A 14,662-nucleotide genomic window follows, 5' to 3' on the forward strand; every position below is an offset into this window, starting at 1 on the left:
AATCCCCTGACGAAAAAATACAAACCCGTCTCAGACATGTAACTCGGGGAAAGGATCCTAGCTATGGAATGGTTGCTGACGCGATTGCGTACCTGCAGGAAACACGTGACGGCCTAGAGTTCGTGACGCGCCTAAGGAACGCCCTTCGGCAGCATCGACATCGATCATTGAACGCAGGCAAGAAAAGGAAGCCCTACTCGTTCACACTCCCGACCGATACCAAAAAGGCCCTCAGCATCCATGCAAAAAAACTGGAAATGACCGAGACAGCCTTGGTCGCCGATCTCCTCAATGGCGCTGGGAAATTGCTTGAGGAACACCACAAACGAGAGCAGTTGCTTCGCGATGCCTTGGACTTTGAACGCAAACGAGTGAAGCAGCTTGATGATCGCTGGAAGACTCAGCACCGCGAAGCCATGAGACAGATCGAGCGACAGGCCACACTTCTGTCAATGTGGGAGCTCACCTTGGGCCAGGCTGATCCAGGCTTTGAAGGAGACCAGGCGACACTGCAATCTGATACGAAGAAAAAGACTAGAGAAATCGAGAAAGCAATCAGCAATGCTCTTAAAAAGCACACACTGATTGAAGCGAGACTGATCTAGCCGACTCCATCACGCAGCTCCAAGGTACAAAGCAAATCTCACTGGCATTCCAAATGGCATTCCAGCAAAAAAATAAAACCGAGAATTTGTTTTATATTCAATATCTTGCGTTTTCAGTTCAAATTACCCCGGCCCGCTGAAGAAAATTCGCTGCCCTGCGGCGATCACGACTTGGTTGCCAGCCACCAGACCTGACTGGACCACGCGCAAGCAGGAAGCTGTGTTCGTCCGGATCGAAATATACGTAGACCGGATCCTGGGAAACCATCGACGTCAGCAGGGTTGGGTCGGCCACCGCCAGGTTGCCCACGGTCAGCAGGGTCCGGTTCACGCGACCGGCAATCGGCGCACGCACTTCCGTGAATTCCAGATTGAGTTTGGCGACGGTAACGGCCGCCTGGGGCTGGAGAACGGCCTGGAAGCAATGGTTGCGCCATGCTCATGAAAGCGAAATACCGGCACTGATCCAGTTTGCCAAACGGCTGAGGGGTTACTGGCGAGGCATAGTGAGTCGGGTTCGCTGGCCGATGCATACCGGTCAGTTGGAAGGTATAAACAATCGAATAAAGGTCATTAAGCGAATGGCATACGGTTACCGGGATAGCGAATTCTTTTTCATGAAGATCAGGAGCGTCTTTCCCGGCAATCCGTGATGAACCAAAAAAAAGGCACTGGCGATCATTCGCCAGTGCCTTTTTTACGGTCGTGAATTTGCTCAGCGCGACAACATGAACGTGTCGTACTCCAGATCTTCCAGCGCCGTGGAAAGACGGTGCAACCCCAGCAACACGCAAATCAGCAACGACAACGTAAATCCGTAACCGAAGAAGCTCGGGCCCAGGTACATGCTGAGCAGTGTCAACACGGCGTTCAATACCGCGAACAGCACGCACAACTCCAGCACGACGGTGCGTTTGTCCAAGTAGAAGAACACGTTGAGCAAGGCCATGAATACCACCTGGATACTCACGCCGATCAGGTCGATGTAGAACAGCGGCAGGTAATAACTGGAAATCCCCAGCCACTCCAGCAAGCGCGGTGCGAACAGGAACAGCAGCACCGCCGTCAGCCCCTGTACCTTGCAGATTTCCAGCAAACCCTGACGAATCGACAAGGTCATCTCGGTTTTCAACTGACCGATGTGCTGCAAGGTTTCGCCTTCGCGGATCGCCCGGAACAGACGGTCGTACCACTCGGCAAAATCGGTTTCGATGCGCACCAGGAACACTGCCATCCCGGGAATGATTGCCAGGTATGCAAGGAAGATCGGCAAGTCATAAAGGATCGAGGCGCGCAACGGGCCAACCACGGCGCTGGAGGTGCCAGGGTTGAACCAGAACAGGAACTTGTCGATCCAGATGCCCAGGTTGTAGAAGAAACCGGTGGCCAACAGGCTGACAAACACATGGCGGCGTTCGAGGAAATCAAACGCGATCAGTTTCTCGGCCCGGTACTCGCGCAGGATGTCATAGAGGAACAGAAACAGCAGCGTGCTGTGCCCAATCAACAACGCAAGCAGCAAGCCCGGCATCTGCAAAAAACTCAGCACGTAAGCACTTGCGACCATCAGCGAGTAACCCACCAGCATCACCAGCAGAATGCGGTTATACGCCTTCATCCCCGACAGGAAGATGATCACCAGCCATAAGTTGCACAACACCACAAAGTTCGACAACACCAGCACCCGGTAGATCAGCGGCTGGTCGAACAACAGGCCCAGTACGACAATCCCCAGCACCCCGGCACCGACGGTGACCAATAACAGCACACCCAACAGGTTGGGCAAAATCTGCTCGTACTTGTGCTCGAACAACCGGTCGGAGACAAACCGGGTGAAGAACAACTGCAAGCCGCCCGTGAGGATCAACGAGCTGGCCATCAGGTACGTCACGGTCACCAGGAACTGCCCGACCAAGGCATTCGGCAGTAGCAAGCCAAGGCTGATGATCCCCACCAGCATCACGCTGACGATCGATAACACCCAAGGGCCGGAGCTGATCAACCCGGCATACACGTAAGCGTGCAAGGTTGCTGTGTAGGAATCGCGCGAAAGGATTTTGCGCAGTTCGAAGCCAATCCCGGCCATTTAACTGTTCTCCATGGCTGCTTGATACAAGTCGCGATAGCGCTGCAGCATCAAGGCTTCGGTGTAGTAACGATTGACCCGCAGCAAGCCACTGGTCTGAGCGGCCTGCCAGCGTTGCGGGCTGCGCAACAGTTCAAGGATCGCGGCACACGTGGCCTGTGGGTCGGCAATGGCTACCACCTTGCCGGCGAGCCCGAGGTCACGGTCTTCAGCACTGCCACCCTCGATCATTTCGCGGCACGACCCCACGTCGCTGCTGACCACCGGCGTACCGGCGGCCCAGGCTTCGAGGATCACCAATGGTTGCGCTTCACTGATCGAGGTCAGCACCATCAGGCCCAGTTGCGGGAGGATTTCCTGGATGTGCTGGAAGCCCAGGAAATGCACCTTGCCCTCCAGCCCCAGGCTGGCCATCAGGCTGCGGCACTCGCTGACGTATTCGGGATCTTCCTCTTCAGGACCGACGATCCAGCCTTCGGCCTGGGGCATGGCGCTGATCACGCCGCGCATCGCCCGCAGGAAGGTTTTGACGTCCTTGATCGGCACCACACGCCCGATCAAACCCACCACCGGAGCGATGCCGGGCGCACGCGATTCGAGCGCCGCGGTCCACAGCGGCAGGTCGATGCCGTTGGGAATGATCCGGGTGCGAGCCGCGTCGGCGCCGTCCTTGATCTGCCGCTGACGGTTGCCGTCATACAGCGCAATGATGTTGTCGGCGCTGTTGTAAGTCAGCTGACCGATGCGTTCGAAGAAGCGTACCCACAAGGTGCGGATGTAACCCGAACCCGCGTCGAGGCTGCGGTTCAGCGCCTGACCGGAACTCTCGGCGATCCAGCTGGCCTGGGCCAGGTCGATCTTGCGTTCCTTGGTATAAATCCCGTGTTCGCTGAGCAAGTAGGTGCAGTTCCAGCGCTTCTTGAGGATGCATCCCAGCAGCCCGGCGTAACCGGTGGAAATCGAATGCAGCACCCGCGCTCGTGGCATTTTTCGCGATGCTTCGGCGAGCATCAGCAACGGCGATTGCATCGATCGCAGAGTCCAGAAATAGTTAACGAAGGACGGGTCGGCGCAATGCTGGCGATACCCTTCGCTCAACGCCTCCCAACTGGCGCGGCTGCGTAGCACGTCGTCGAGGGTGATGCGTCCCTGTGCGATGCAGTCGAGCAAGCGTTCGCCCAACTCCGGTTCCGGTGCATCCGGGTGATGCAGGAAGCGATACATATCCAGCAACCGCTGTTGATCGGCCTCCCGCGGTGTTCCCCGGGTGTCCGTCGGATGCGTCGCATCTTCGAGAAACACCTCTTCGATGTGCAGCACATTCGCCGGTATGTCATAGCGCCGTGTCGGATAGGCCTGACGCTGCCCGCCGATAAACATCACCGAAAAGGTCAGTTCCGGCAGGCCGAGGATCATCTGGTGGACCCAGCTCGATACGCCGCCGCGCACATAGGGCCAGGTGCCTTCGAGCAGCAGACAGATGTCAGCAATCGGTGCGTCTTCCTTGCGACTCATGTCCAGCTCCTCACCAATGCAGCGAAGGGAGGTCGCTGACGGGTTTTCTCGGGAAGGCTGGCGAGCAACCCTGGAATTTCGTGATAGCGACCGGCCTGGAATGCCAGCTCGGCGTGGAATGGCAGTACCTGCGCCGCACCCATGCCGTTTTCCTGAGCCTGGGTCAGCAGCACTTCGGCGCGCTCGATGTCACCGCGCTCCAGCGCGATGCGCCCGGCCAACAGAAACAGCTCACCGCCCTCTCCGGCTTGCAGGCCCTGCTCGGCATGTTCGCTGGCCTGATTGAGCACGTGTTCGTGCACGCTGCCTTGCGCCAGGCCCAGATACGCCAGCTCCCAATACCAGCGCGCCAGCGTGCCATGCAGCGCACCCGCCGCTTGCGCGGACGCACCGGGCAATTGCCCGAGGGCGATCTGGATGCGCAAGTTGATGTCGCTTTCCTGCTTGTCGAGCATCGAATACGCCAGCAACCGCACGTCATCGCTCGGGTCACCCAGCGCCAGTTTGAGGATCGGCACCGCTTCCTTGCCGGGCATCCGCTTGGTCGCCAGCAACGCGGCCAGACGCTGATCCGGATCGGGCGCATGACGCAACACGTCCTGCAAACCACCATCAGCAAAAATCGGCGAATGCAATTGCAGTTGCGCCCGATACGGCAGGCTCGGGATACCGACCGCCTGCCAAGCCTGCTTGTCGCGTTTGCGCGGCAGGTACAGCGCCGGGAAAATCGCGGTCACTACGCCAACCGTACCGAGCACCGGCACAAAGAACGCCAGACTGAAGATAAACAGCGGGCTCCAGGGCAGCGGCGAACGATAGCGTGCCGGCAACAACAGCCAGACCGCCGCGCACAACATCACGCAGGCCAAGCCATGGCTGAGGGTGAACACCAGCAATTGATGCGACTCGGGCACATCAATCCACAAACTGGTCCAACTGCCCGCCTCTAACAACAAGGCTCCGCTAAACAGCCACTTGCTGATCATTCAGACCACACTCGTTGAACAGGAAATTACGTAGCCCGTTGCGTTCACCGCCGGACTCCAGGTTGAAAGGCAGAACCCGTACGCCGAGGCTGTCCATGTCACTTTCAATGCCGAAGTGCTCGTGCAACAACAGGCTGATGCGCGCCAGATAACCTTCGGTGCCTTGGGGGCTGGTCAACGGCAAGAGCACCAGCAACAGCTGATGATCGCGGTTGTTGCGCAACGGCAAATGCAAATCGAGGCCGCGCTGGCTGCGCTCGAACAAACGCGTCAACTCATCGTTGGTACGGGTCATTTCGAACGCGAAAAGGCCAGCCGACAGATTGTGCTGCTCGACGTCCACCAGTGACCGCTTGAGTTGCAGAGTGAAGTTCTGCGCATCGGCGTCGGCCAGTTGCAGCACCTGCGGGTCTTTGCGCAACAGGTCGGCGATATGCCCGGCGAGCAGCGCCAGCAGGCTCAGGGTCCGATCCTGGAAAGCGAAAAACGGCATCTGCCGAACCGCCAGGATCGCCAACAAACGGCCCTCGGCATCGATCAACGGAATGCAGGCTTGCAGCGACGAGAAGTGCGCCGAGCCGCCGGCGTCGATCAACTCCTGACGCACACTCACCAGCTCACCGCGCTCCAGGCAGAGTTTGACCAGACCGTCCTCGGTGTCCAGAGAACCCATGACCCCGATCGTCGCCAACGGTGTCGGCAATACATGCTCTCCACGCGCGTCCACCCGATACAGCCCGGCCACGCGCAACGCGCCGTACTGCCCAAGCACCGCAGTGACCGGATCGGCCAGAGTGCCCAGCGCATCGCCTTCATCCGGCATCACCCGCAGTTTTTCACGCAGGCCCAGCAAGGAGCTGCGCAAACTCTGGTCGCTGCCCGCCACACGCTGCTCCAGCAGGTCGTGGGAGACCCGCAGGATCTGGTGCGCCCGAGTGAATTCATCGAGACGATATTGACGGTAATCGTTGGCCATCTGCAGACGCTCCAGGCGTCGCTCCCACAGATCGCGAACCTCGCCCACCAGCATCCCGCAGACCAGCACGCCGACAATGAACGACGGCTCAAGCTGAGCGTAAGCCGCATGCCCGCTGTAGCGCAGGGCAAACAACGCCATCACCAACAGGCTGGCGCTGAACAAGCCGCGCACAAAACCATAACGCACACCTAACAGCAGCGGCGCCAGAACCGGCCAAGGGAAGCCACCGTGCATTTGCAACGGGTCTTCGGGGGTCAGCCACAAGCCGAGGCCGATCGCCAGACCGGTCACCAAAACGGTTTCCAGCCAAGACACCGGGCCGCTGGCGCGAGGCGCCAGGCTGTAATCCATGTGTGGGGAATTCATTGCATTCACTCGAACCGAAGGGCGCCAACAAGTTTGTCGAGCACCTGTTGAGCAGTGCCAGCGAGGCTTTCACGGGACCAGCCGGCACGTGCGCCGCTTTTGCTCCAGAGCACACGACCGCTGCTGGCTTCAAGCACGCGCAGGCTGATGCCCACCGCCGGTTCGCCGTCCAGACCGTTCTTGTACTGCCACTCTTCAACGCTGCCGGCGACTACGTAATCGAGTTTCTGCTCGCGTGCCCAATCGAGGGCTCCGGCCAGACGCTCGTTGTCATCCATCAACGCTTGTTCGCCCTGAGTGCTGACCGGGTAAACCTGTGGTTGCAAGCCGTGGCTGCTGAGTACGCTGAGCAGGATCTGCTCGCTGCGCTCACCGGCTTGCGGGGTCTGCGAATAGTTGACCATCGGCACGATGCCCCACTGCGCATTGCGCGGCAGGTTCGGGCTGTTTTCATCGGTGAAGCTGGCGCAACCGGCGACGACCAGGACCGCCAGCGCCAGGCTCAGATTACGAATTGCTTGCATACGTTTTTCTCCTGTAGAAATTCCATGATCAGCGTCCAAAACGCACGCCGTAGCTCACACCCAGTGTTCCGCCCGACTTGCCATCACCGCCTTGTGGCGCAGATTGGTAGCCGAAGGTCAGGGCCAGTTCGTCATCACCCAGCACTTCAACGCCGATCCCGGTGTTGATGCCGTAGTTAAACGTTTGATCCGTCCACTGCCAGCCTGCCGTCAGGTCCACCAGCCAGGTGTATTGCGGTCGGGTGCGAACCAGTGCACCCGGCAGGCCACGACGCCAGGAACTGCCGAAATACAATTGGCCGTAGCGGCTTTGCAGCAAGTCGCCGGCCGTGACCGTCTCTATGTCTAGTGGATCGATAGGCTCGGGCAAACCGGTGTCAGGGTCTATCTCCGGTACAGGCGGGGCCGCAACGCTTATCGGGCCGCCATTGTTGCTGGACAGGTAGTCCAGTGTCCGGTTCTTGACTCGGTTTTTCTGATAGTCGACACCGCTGCGCACTGTCCAGTTGGGACCGGCGAATTCCAGCGTGTGGTTGAGCTCCATTTTCAGTGCGTGGCCATCGCCGAGGTTGTCACCCGCACGCGTGGAAAATGACCGTTGAGCGACTTCCCAACTGAACTGATCACGGGCGGTCAGGCTATGACGGCCACCCAGCCATACGCTGTCCTGCTGACCGAAAGCGCGCATCAGCCCGCTGTCTTCGCTCTTGCGATGCCATTCGAGACCGGTTTCCAGTTCATCACTGACGCCCAACTGCCAGGTCCGGGAAAGACCCAGGCCATTGCGGTCGTCGTCCTTGCGCTGACTGGTGTCGGCGAACAGTTTGTAGCTGCCGTTCTCCACCGAGCGTTGCAGGGTCAGGGCCGCGTTACGCTCCTCGCCGATTTTCGATGAGTCGACATCGCTGCCACTGTAAGAGCCTTGTTCCAGCTCAAGATCGGCGTACCAGTGATCGCCCAGGTTGTGCGCAATCTGCAATCGCGGGGCGTTGAAATCAATGCCGCCGAAGCCCTGCTCCTGCCAGGACAGCTGTGCTCCTTGCGGCGTGCGTTCCTGGATTTCCACTCCCTGCGTTCGCAGTTGCTCGCGCACCTCGACCGGTTGCTCGTCACCGAGCGCCGACAGGCTGGTATCGAGCGCTTCACCGAGCCGACCCAGGCGATTGAGGGCCTGGGCCCTTTGCGCCGGGTTCAGATCGCTGCTGGCCAACAGCGTTTCGACCTGCGCTTTGTTACGGCTGCGCAGGGCCTGCTGAATCTGCTCATAACGCTCTACCTTCAGGCCTTGGCTACGCGCCCACGCCAGCCATTCGTCTTTCTGCGCTTCCTGGTTTGTCGCGTCGAGACGCGCCAGCAACCGCTCAAACCATAATTGCAACATGGCCGGCGAACCGTCCTTCCACTTCAACACTTCCTGCTGCGCCATGCGTGGCGAATAACTGCTGGCCATCAGACGCAGCCAGGTCGCGTAGCGCTGAGACGATGGTTGAAGGTTTTCACCTTCAGGGCTGCGCAGTAGCTTCAAACGCAGACGCTGGGCCGCATCCTGATACCCGGCGCTGTACAGCGCATCGGCGTAAGCGGCCTGCACCAACCAATCCTGCGAGTTGTTCTTGAGGTACATGCGATACCAGGCCAACGCTTCGCTGTCGCGACCGAACATCTGACTGGCACTGGCAAACGCCAGCCACAAGACCTGGTCGTTACGCGCCTGCCCCCGCCACTTCGTCAACAACGGTTTGAGGGCCGCTGAGTTGCCTTGATCGACGTAAAGCCACATCAAGCGCTCGCGAAACAGGTTGTCATCGGGGTAGCGCGACAAACCCAGCAGATACAAGCGCTCCGCCTCGTCATACTGCCCCTTCTGCACCGCCAGGGCAGCGCGGGCCGACAGTACCTGAGCCTGTTCGTATATTTCTGGATACTGCTCGGCGTCCTTGAGCAGCGCCTCCACTTGCGACCAATCCGGCAGCTCCTGGGCCATCAGCAACGCGTCGACCAGGCGCAGCGGACCATGGGCGCGCTGCCAACTGGCGACAGCCAATTGCAGAGCGCGCTGCGGATTGCTGGTGCGATAACTCGAGATCAGCTGGGTCTCCTCGTTACTGTCAAGCGCGCCCTTGAGGGTCAACAGCTTTTCAATGGATACCTGCAACTCGTCATCGTGTTCCAGTTCCCAGGCCAAATAGGCTCGGACGCGCCAGTAATTCTGATCGGCGATGGTTTGGTCATTCACCTGCACGATTTCCCAAGCCGCGCGATTGTCAAACAGCACCAGATAGGTATGGGCCCAGTCGACCCGCTCGGCGCTAGTCAGACTAAAACGTTTCAACATGTCCTGGTAAACCACGGTTTTGGCCGAGAACTGCCCGGTGTTTTCAAGGTTTTGCAGCAACCGCGTCCAGGCCAGATGATGCGCGGGGTATTTTCGTATGTAGTTGCGCAGCCAGGATTCGGCCTGCACCGGCGTACCCCGCGACTCATGGCCGTAGATCAGCGCATCGAGCTCAATGTCGGTCAGCGCCCGTTGATCCATGATCTCTTCGAGCAATGGAATCGACCGATCAAAATCGAACTCCTGGCTCGCCAGACGCCAGGCGTGTTCACGGACTTGCGGGGTTTCGTGCAGTTTGAGCAGACGAATCCAGTAACCCAGCGCGGCGTTGTTGTCGCCACGCCATTCACCGAGATGGGCCATTTGCTCCAGCAACCGCTGGTCATCGGGGACATCGATGACCAGTTGCTGACCGCTCTCCCAAGCGCCCGCGAGGTCGTTCAGTGCCAGACGCAGGCTGAAATCCTTCCTGAGAATTTGCGTGTTATCCGGCTGCAAAACGCGCCACTGCTTGAGGAATAGCTGAGCCCGGTCATAGCGTTTGTTCCCAATCGCGACATCAACGCCCTGCTCCAGCCAGGCCGAATCGGCTTGCGGATTCTTGAGTTGACCGAGTTCATCGACGAGTACTTGCGTGGCCTGCTCGCCGCGACCGTCAGCCAACAGGCTGTTAAACGCCAATTGAGCGTACTCCCGACGCTCAGCCGCTTGCTGGCTTTCTCTTTTCAGGCGCAGATAAATATTCGCCGCCAGACCCGGTTGCTCGCCTGCCAAATGCCATTGTGCGGCAGACCTGAGCGACTCGGTGCGTAGCGTCGAGTCACGGTCGGCGATTTCTTCATAGACGCCTGCGGCAGTCGCAGGGGCCTGCAACGACAGCGCCAGGCGGGCCAGATTCTGCAATTGTGGCAGTGACAGTTTGCGGTGATCGAAGCTATTCAGACGCTCTGCCAACGCCTTCCGCACGGCAGAGTCTTCGCTGTTCGACGCCACCAATGTATCCAGCTCAAGCCGGTAGTAGGCCTGTACCTCCAGCACTGGTTTGGGCCAGCTCTCCAGGTACTGACGCGCCTTCGTGTAATCGCCGAGACGAATCAACAGATCGACCAACTGCAAGCGCAGGTGATCGTCATCCGGGTGGGCCGCCAACAGCAACTCGGCATAATTGGCCGAGACCGCATCCGGCTCGCGGCCATCGGGCTGGAACACTTCTTCGCGCTGGAAGGTCGCCCACAGCAGACCTCCCACGGCAACCGCCACCACCGCCAATGCCCAAGGATTGAGCAGACGGCTATTTTTAGTTGCAGAGGAGCTGACCATTACTCACCTGCTTCATTGGTAAATGAAATGTCCATAGACCGGCCGATGACTTGCCTGCAAAACGCTGCCCATCCACTTCAACCCGACAAGCGCTCGTCGAGCGTACCGAGAAGGTCAGATCGATCTGTCCGACAAACGAAAAACTCACGCGTCGGTCATCCAGGTAACTCCAGTCCACCAATGGCAGATTGGCCTCCTCCAGCGCAGGTCGGTCATCCCGATCAGGACGCAAGACCAGCAGCGCGCGATCGCTGCTCAGGTGCACATAACGCCCTTGAGGAAGATCGCGAACTCCGGCGATGCCTTGCGAGCGCAGCAGATCCGGCCAGCCCATTTGCGGGTCAAGCCGCAGGGTGCGCAAGGCATCCATCCCACGAACCTGCCAGTCGCCTTCGGCCGTACGCGCCAGACTGGATTGATACAAGCCGTGCAAACGATCGAGGTAATCGCTCATCCACAGCGACATGGGTTGTTGCTCGCGCATGTAGCCATAGATGTCGCTCATCGCCTTGATCGAGGCCTGCTTGGTGCTCGAATAGAAGTGGTAATACAGGTGCAGGCCGCGCAGACGCCGCGGGCTGTCGGTCAGCTCAAACGTTTCGATCACTTCGCGGAAGCCGTAATACGGTCCCTTCCAAAGGTTGGTGTAAACGTTCTCGTTGATGATCGGCGCGTAGTACTGCAAGCCACCTTCGGTGGGCCGCAACAAGGGATACAAGCCGGTCAGCGACGGCTTGGCATTCGTCAGCATGGTTGAGGCACCGTTGACGTTTTTCAGACCCGCGTCGTAGGCCAGTTTGATGGTGGCCGCCGACGGCAAGGCGTCGCCCGGCCAGAAAACCATCTTCACCGGTTTGGCCGCGGTGGTGAGCTGTTGGTTGATGTAGTCGCGCGAGCCAAAAATCTCACGGCGAAAATCGATGGTGTTGTAACCCGGGATGGCCATTTTCAAGCCGTATTCCGGGTTGAAATCTTCCCTTTTCTGGGCCAGTTCCGGCTCCATGAAGAACGGATGGCTGAAGGTGTGTGTAGCGACTTCGACTTTAGGGTTGGCAAACAACTCGCGCGCGATGGGCTCCAGCTCGCGCGCCAGGTGCGCAAACATCCCGCGCGGCGAAATCTCCCCCTCGATGATCGACACCGAGGTCAGAAACGGATTAGGCCGAATGAAATCGTCAAGCACCTGCTTGCCGGCGTACGGCGAGCCACGCACTTCGGCGCGCGAAGGGAAACCATCGCCATCGATGTGCACGGTCGCGATTCGGCGGCCGTTTTCCGTGGTGGTGTCCGGACGTGGCTGCACCGGTAGGTGCAGGGCAGCCTGGAGAAATGCGAACGGATCGATGATCCAACGGCTGCGCTCGCTGTTTGTTTCGAGGACATAAGGAGTAAGTGCCAGGCCTCCCCATTTGCCGATCGCCACCGGGGCAAACGTCTGACCGCTTTGCCCCGTCAGTTGCAACACCGCTTTTGGTCCTTCGGGCAGTACAGAGATAGCGGTCAGGTCGCGGGATCGGGGCTGCACCGGTGCTTCGAACGCCCCGATCAGCGCCTTGTCCTGGTAAGTGACGCTCAAGGCTTGAGTGCCCGCGGGTGTCGAGAGACTCAACCCCAGACGCTTGAGCAACACCTTGTCCTCAATCGGCAGGCTGGCGAAAAACGCCAGTGGCACATTCTCGTCAAGGCGCTTGTTGAGCCAACGGTTAAATCCGGAACTGTCCTGCGGTGTGCCGCTGGCCATCCAGGTAATGATGCCGGCGTACAGACCGCTGAAACGATGTTCCGGCAAGCTGTCGACGGCCAGATAATCGACCCGGTAGCCGAGGTATTCGATCAAGCCGCCGAGCATTGTGTGGCCGGCGTTGCTGGTCAGTTCGTCTTCGCGTGGATCGTAAACCAGCGCGATTCGGCGCGGCTGGACTTCGATATTGCTGATGCCCATCGAGTCCAGTTCAGGGGTGCCGATGAAAGGAATGTAACCCTCATCGCGCAGACGCTTGGCCAGTTTGCGTGCTTCTTCACGACGCTCCGGTGGCAGGTAATCGATGGCCACCAGCGGGATGCCTTTGGCACGCAATGGTTGCAGCTCTTCCAGCAACCATTGGCGATCGGACTCAGGGACTGGGCGATAACGCTTGGCGGCAGGATCCCAGCCGGCGTACATGGACTCAAAGGCGACCGCTGCCGCCACGCCATCAAGCTCGGGCAACACTTCAAACCCGCGGTTGAAAAACAGCTTCAGCGTGGGCTGACGTTTGTGCAGTTCACGCAGGAAACTGGCGAGAGCAACACGCTGCGCTTCCCGCGAGGCTGGCGGCAACAGCTGAAAACTGTCGAGCGTGTCGAGGAACAGGCCGGCATAACCTTGCGCCTCCAACTCTTTGGCACGGCCGAGCAAATGCTCACGCCAGGCCGGAGCTGCAAGGTCCATCACCTGGCTGTCCCAGGAGTCGTTTCGCACCGGGGTGACCGCGTTACGCAAACCTGCCTTGTCGATTTCAGCCTTGTTGCCATCGAACTCGCCCACCGATACGTAGGCAAACGGCTGACTGCCCAACTTGCGCAGGGTTTTGACATCGTCCGCCGTCATGTGCCCTGACTCGACCACGGTCCAGTCAAACTGAGCCAACTCGGAGATCGGCGGTTGATCGGCGTACCAAAAGGCCACGCTGGAAGGTGGCGACAATGCGCCAGCCTGAACGGCGGGCCCACTCACCAATAGCGCCAAGGCGGCCAACAGTCGCTTGGCGGCCGCGCGGACACGCGTCCTGCGAAAAACGATTTCCATAACTCACTCTTTAAATGACTGAACCAATACCGCTTGAACCTCGAGCAGTGGACTGCCCGGGCTACAGACTGCGGATAAGCTGCGCTAAACCGTTGCCGATGGTGGTCGGTTCCGGGAGCTTGAAGCGCTCGAGCAGGCGAGCGTTGTTGGCGCGCGAATGGCGAATGTCGCCCTGACGTGGCGCGTGATGAGTCACCGTCAAAGGACTGCCAGTAGCGCCCCCCAGCTCAGTGATCAAATCGTTGAGGCTGGTGGAACGACTGAGGCCGATATTCACTGCGCCGGAGCCCGGTTCGTCCGATTCCATAGCCTGCACAAGAATGCTCACCAGGTCCTGGACATAGACGAAGTCGCGGGTCTGCTCGCCGTCGCCGAAAATTGCCACTGGCTGCTCGGCCATGGCCATTTTGGTGAAAATACTGATCACACCGGAGTACGGCGAAGAAGGGTCCTGGCGTGGGCCGAAGATGTTGAAGAACCTCAGGATCACCGGTTCCAGGCCGTGTTCGCGGCGATAGAAATCCAGGTAATACTCACTGGCCAGTTTGTCGCTGGCATAGGGGGTGAGAGGGGCTTTCGGGGTGTCTTCGTGAATCGCCGTACCTTCACCGTTGTTGCCATAAATGGCCGCGCTGGAAGCGAACACCACACGTTTGATCCCGGCCTTGAGCATGCTTTCGCAAACATTGAGGGTGCCAACGAAGTTGCTTTGATGGGTGCCGACCGGATCATCCACCGACGCTTGCACCGAGGCTACCGCCGCCAAGTGCACGACCGCGCTGCAATCGCGCATGGCCTGCGCCACGACCGCGCCGTCCGCGACATCACCCACAACCAGGTTCAGATTGGCATTATCCATCGGCAAATTATTGACTTTGCCGGTCGATAAATTATCCAGCACACGCACTTTGTAGCCTTTGCCAAGCAATGCTTCAACAAGGTGTGACCCAATAAAACCCGCCCCGCCAGTGACCAGTACTCGCTCAACAAACATGAAATTTCTTCCTGAAGATTCAAGCGGTACTAGTGTTCAAAGTCCGCTAACGGTGTGGGCTGCGCTGGTAGTAAAACGGCATTTTTATGGCGCAAAGCCATCAAAACGCGGGGGGGATAATGGGAGATCAGATGGAGACTGTCAATAGGTTGTCTATTTTGCCG

At 59.0% G+C, this 14,662-nt stretch carries 10 protein-coding genes and 1 pseudogene; 3 read left to right on the forward strand and 8 right to left on the reverse strand.

Features of this window, described 5'->3' with window-relative positions; translation table 11 throughout:
• Nucleotides 1–68: 68 nt before the first annotated feature.
• The 3 genes and pseudogenes from FQ185_RS23175 to FQ185_RS23185 form a co-directional block, all read left to right on the forward strand.
• Entirely contained in the window at nt 69–605 is a 537-nt protein-coding gene (locus tag FQ185_RS23175; protein WP_149419461.1) for a hypothetical protein, read from the forward strand.
• Nucleotides 606–780: 175 nt separating this feature from the next.
• Nucleotides 781–1,050 (forward strand): hypothetical protein, encoded by a 270-nt coding sequence (locus FQ185_RS31155; RefSeq protein WP_178113583.1) that lies wholly within the window; start codon nt 781–783, stop codon nt 1,048–1,050.
• A pseudogene (locus FQ185_RS23185) lies at nt 1,013–1,258 on the forward strand (transposase); the annotation flags it as partial. The gene FQ185_RS31155 and the pseudogene FQ185_RS23185, both read left to right, overlap by 38 nt.
• A gap of 62 nt (nt 1,259–1,320) precedes the next feature.
• On the opposite strand, the gene pelG reads toward FQ185_RS23185, so the two are convergent.
• The 8 genes from pelG to FQ185_RS23225 form a co-directional block, all read right to left on the reverse strand.
• Nucleotides 1,321–2,691 (reverse strand): exopolysaccharide Pel transporter PelG, encoded by a 1,371-nt coding sequence (gene pelG, locus FQ185_RS23190; RefSeq protein WP_149419462.1) that lies wholly within the window; start codon nt 2,689–2,691, stop codon nt 1,321–1,323.
• Nucleotides 2,692–4,206, reverse strand: a complete 1,515-nt coding sequence (gene pelF, locus FQ185_RS23195) for a GT4 family glycosyltransferase PelF (RefSeq protein ID WP_149419463.1) — start codon at nt 4,204–4,206, stop codon at nt 2,692–2,694.
• Entirely contained in the window at nt 4,203–5,192 is a 990-nt protein-coding gene (locus FQ185_RS23200; RefSeq protein ID WP_149419464.1) for a lipopolysaccharide assembly protein LapB, read from the reverse strand. Before FQ185_RS23200 ends, pelF begins: the two co-directional genes overlap by 4 nt.
• Nucleotides 5,170–6,537: a PelD GGDEF domain-containing protein gene (locus tag FQ185_RS23205; protein WP_149419465.1), complete on the reverse strand. Its 1,368-nt coding sequence runs from the start codon at nt 6,535–6,537 to the stop codon at nt 5,170–5,172. Before FQ185_RS23205 ends, FQ185_RS23200 begins: the two co-directional genes overlap by 23 nt.
• A 5-nt stretch (nt 6,538–6,542) precedes the next feature.
• A complete protein-coding gene (locus FQ185_RS23210; RefSeq protein ID WP_149419466.1) occupies nt 6,543–7,061 on the reverse strand; it encodes a penicillin-binding protein activator LpoB in 519 nt (172 codons plus the stop codon).
• Nucleotides 7,062–7,089: 28 nt separating this feature from the next.
• The gene (locus FQ185_RS23215) at nt 7,090–10,716 is read right to left on the reverse strand and encodes a tetratricopeptide repeat protein (protein ID WP_149419467.1); all 3,627 of its coding nucleotides are present in this window, start codon (nt 10,714–10,716) and stop codon (nt 7,090–7,092) included.
• Nucleotides 10,694–13,504 carry a bifunctional glycoside hydrolase 114/ polysaccharide deacetylase family protein gene (locus tag FQ185_RS23220; RefSeq protein ID WP_149419468.1) on the reverse strand — a complete coding sequence of 937 codons (2,811 nt, stop codon included), beginning with the start codon at nt 13,502–13,504 and terminating at the stop codon, nt 10,694–10,696. The genes FQ185_RS23215 and FQ185_RS23220 overlap by 23 nt, the downstream gene beginning before the upstream one ends.
• 61 nt (nt 13,505–13,565) lie before the next feature.
• Nucleotides 13,566–14,498, reverse strand: coding sequence for an NAD-dependent epimerase/dehydratase family protein (locus tag FQ185_RS23225; RefSeq protein WP_149419469.1), 933 nt, complete (start codon nt 14,496–14,498; stop codon nt 13,566–13,568).
• Between the last annotated feature and the right edge of the window lie 164 nt (nt 14,499–14,662).

This window comes from Pseudomonas sp. ANT_H12B (assembly GCF_008369325.1).
GTDB lineage: Bacteria > Pseudomonadota > Gammaproteobacteria > Pseudomonadales > Pseudomonadaceae > Aquipseudomonas.

Excerpts from the sequence above, each read along its gene's own strand:
- pelF (WP_149419463.1), bottom strand. The coding sequence starts at position 4,206 with ATGAGTCGCAAGGAAGACGCACCGATTGCTGACATCTGTCTGCTGCTC.
- pelG (WP_149419462.1), bottom strand. The coding sequence starts at position 2,691 with ATGGCCGGGATTGGCTTCGAACTGCGCAAAATCCTTTCGCGCGATTCC.
- FQ185_RS23225 (WP_149419469.1), bottom strand. The coding sequence starts at position 14,498 with ATGTTTGTTGAGCGAGTACTGGTCACTGGCGGGGCGGGTTTTATTGGG.
- FQ185_RS23200 (WP_149419464.1), bottom strand. The coding sequence starts at position 5,192 with ATGATCAGCAAGTGGCTGTTTAGCGGAGCCTTGTTGTTAGAGGCGGGC.
- FQ185_RS23205 (WP_149419465.1), bottom strand. The coding sequence starts at position 6,537 with ATGAATTCCCCACACATGGATTACAGCCTGGCGCCTCGCGCCAGCGGC.
- FQ185_RS23175 (WP_149419461.1), top strand. The coding sequence starts at position 69 with ATGGTTGCTGACGCGATTGCGTACCTGCAGGAAACACGTGACGGCCTA.
- FQ185_RS23220 (WP_149419468.1), bottom strand. The coding sequence starts at position 13,504 with ATGGAAATCGTTTTTCGCAGGACGCGTGTCCGCGCGGCCGCCAAGCGA.
- FQ185_RS23210 (WP_149419466.1), bottom strand. The coding sequence starts at position 7,061 with ATGCAAGCAATTCGTAATCTGAGCCTGGCGCTGGCGGTCCTGGTCGTC.
- FQ185_RS23215 (WP_149419467.1), bottom strand. The coding sequence starts at position 10,716 with ATGGTCAGCTCCTCTGCAACTAAAAATAGCCGTCTGCTCAATCCTTGG.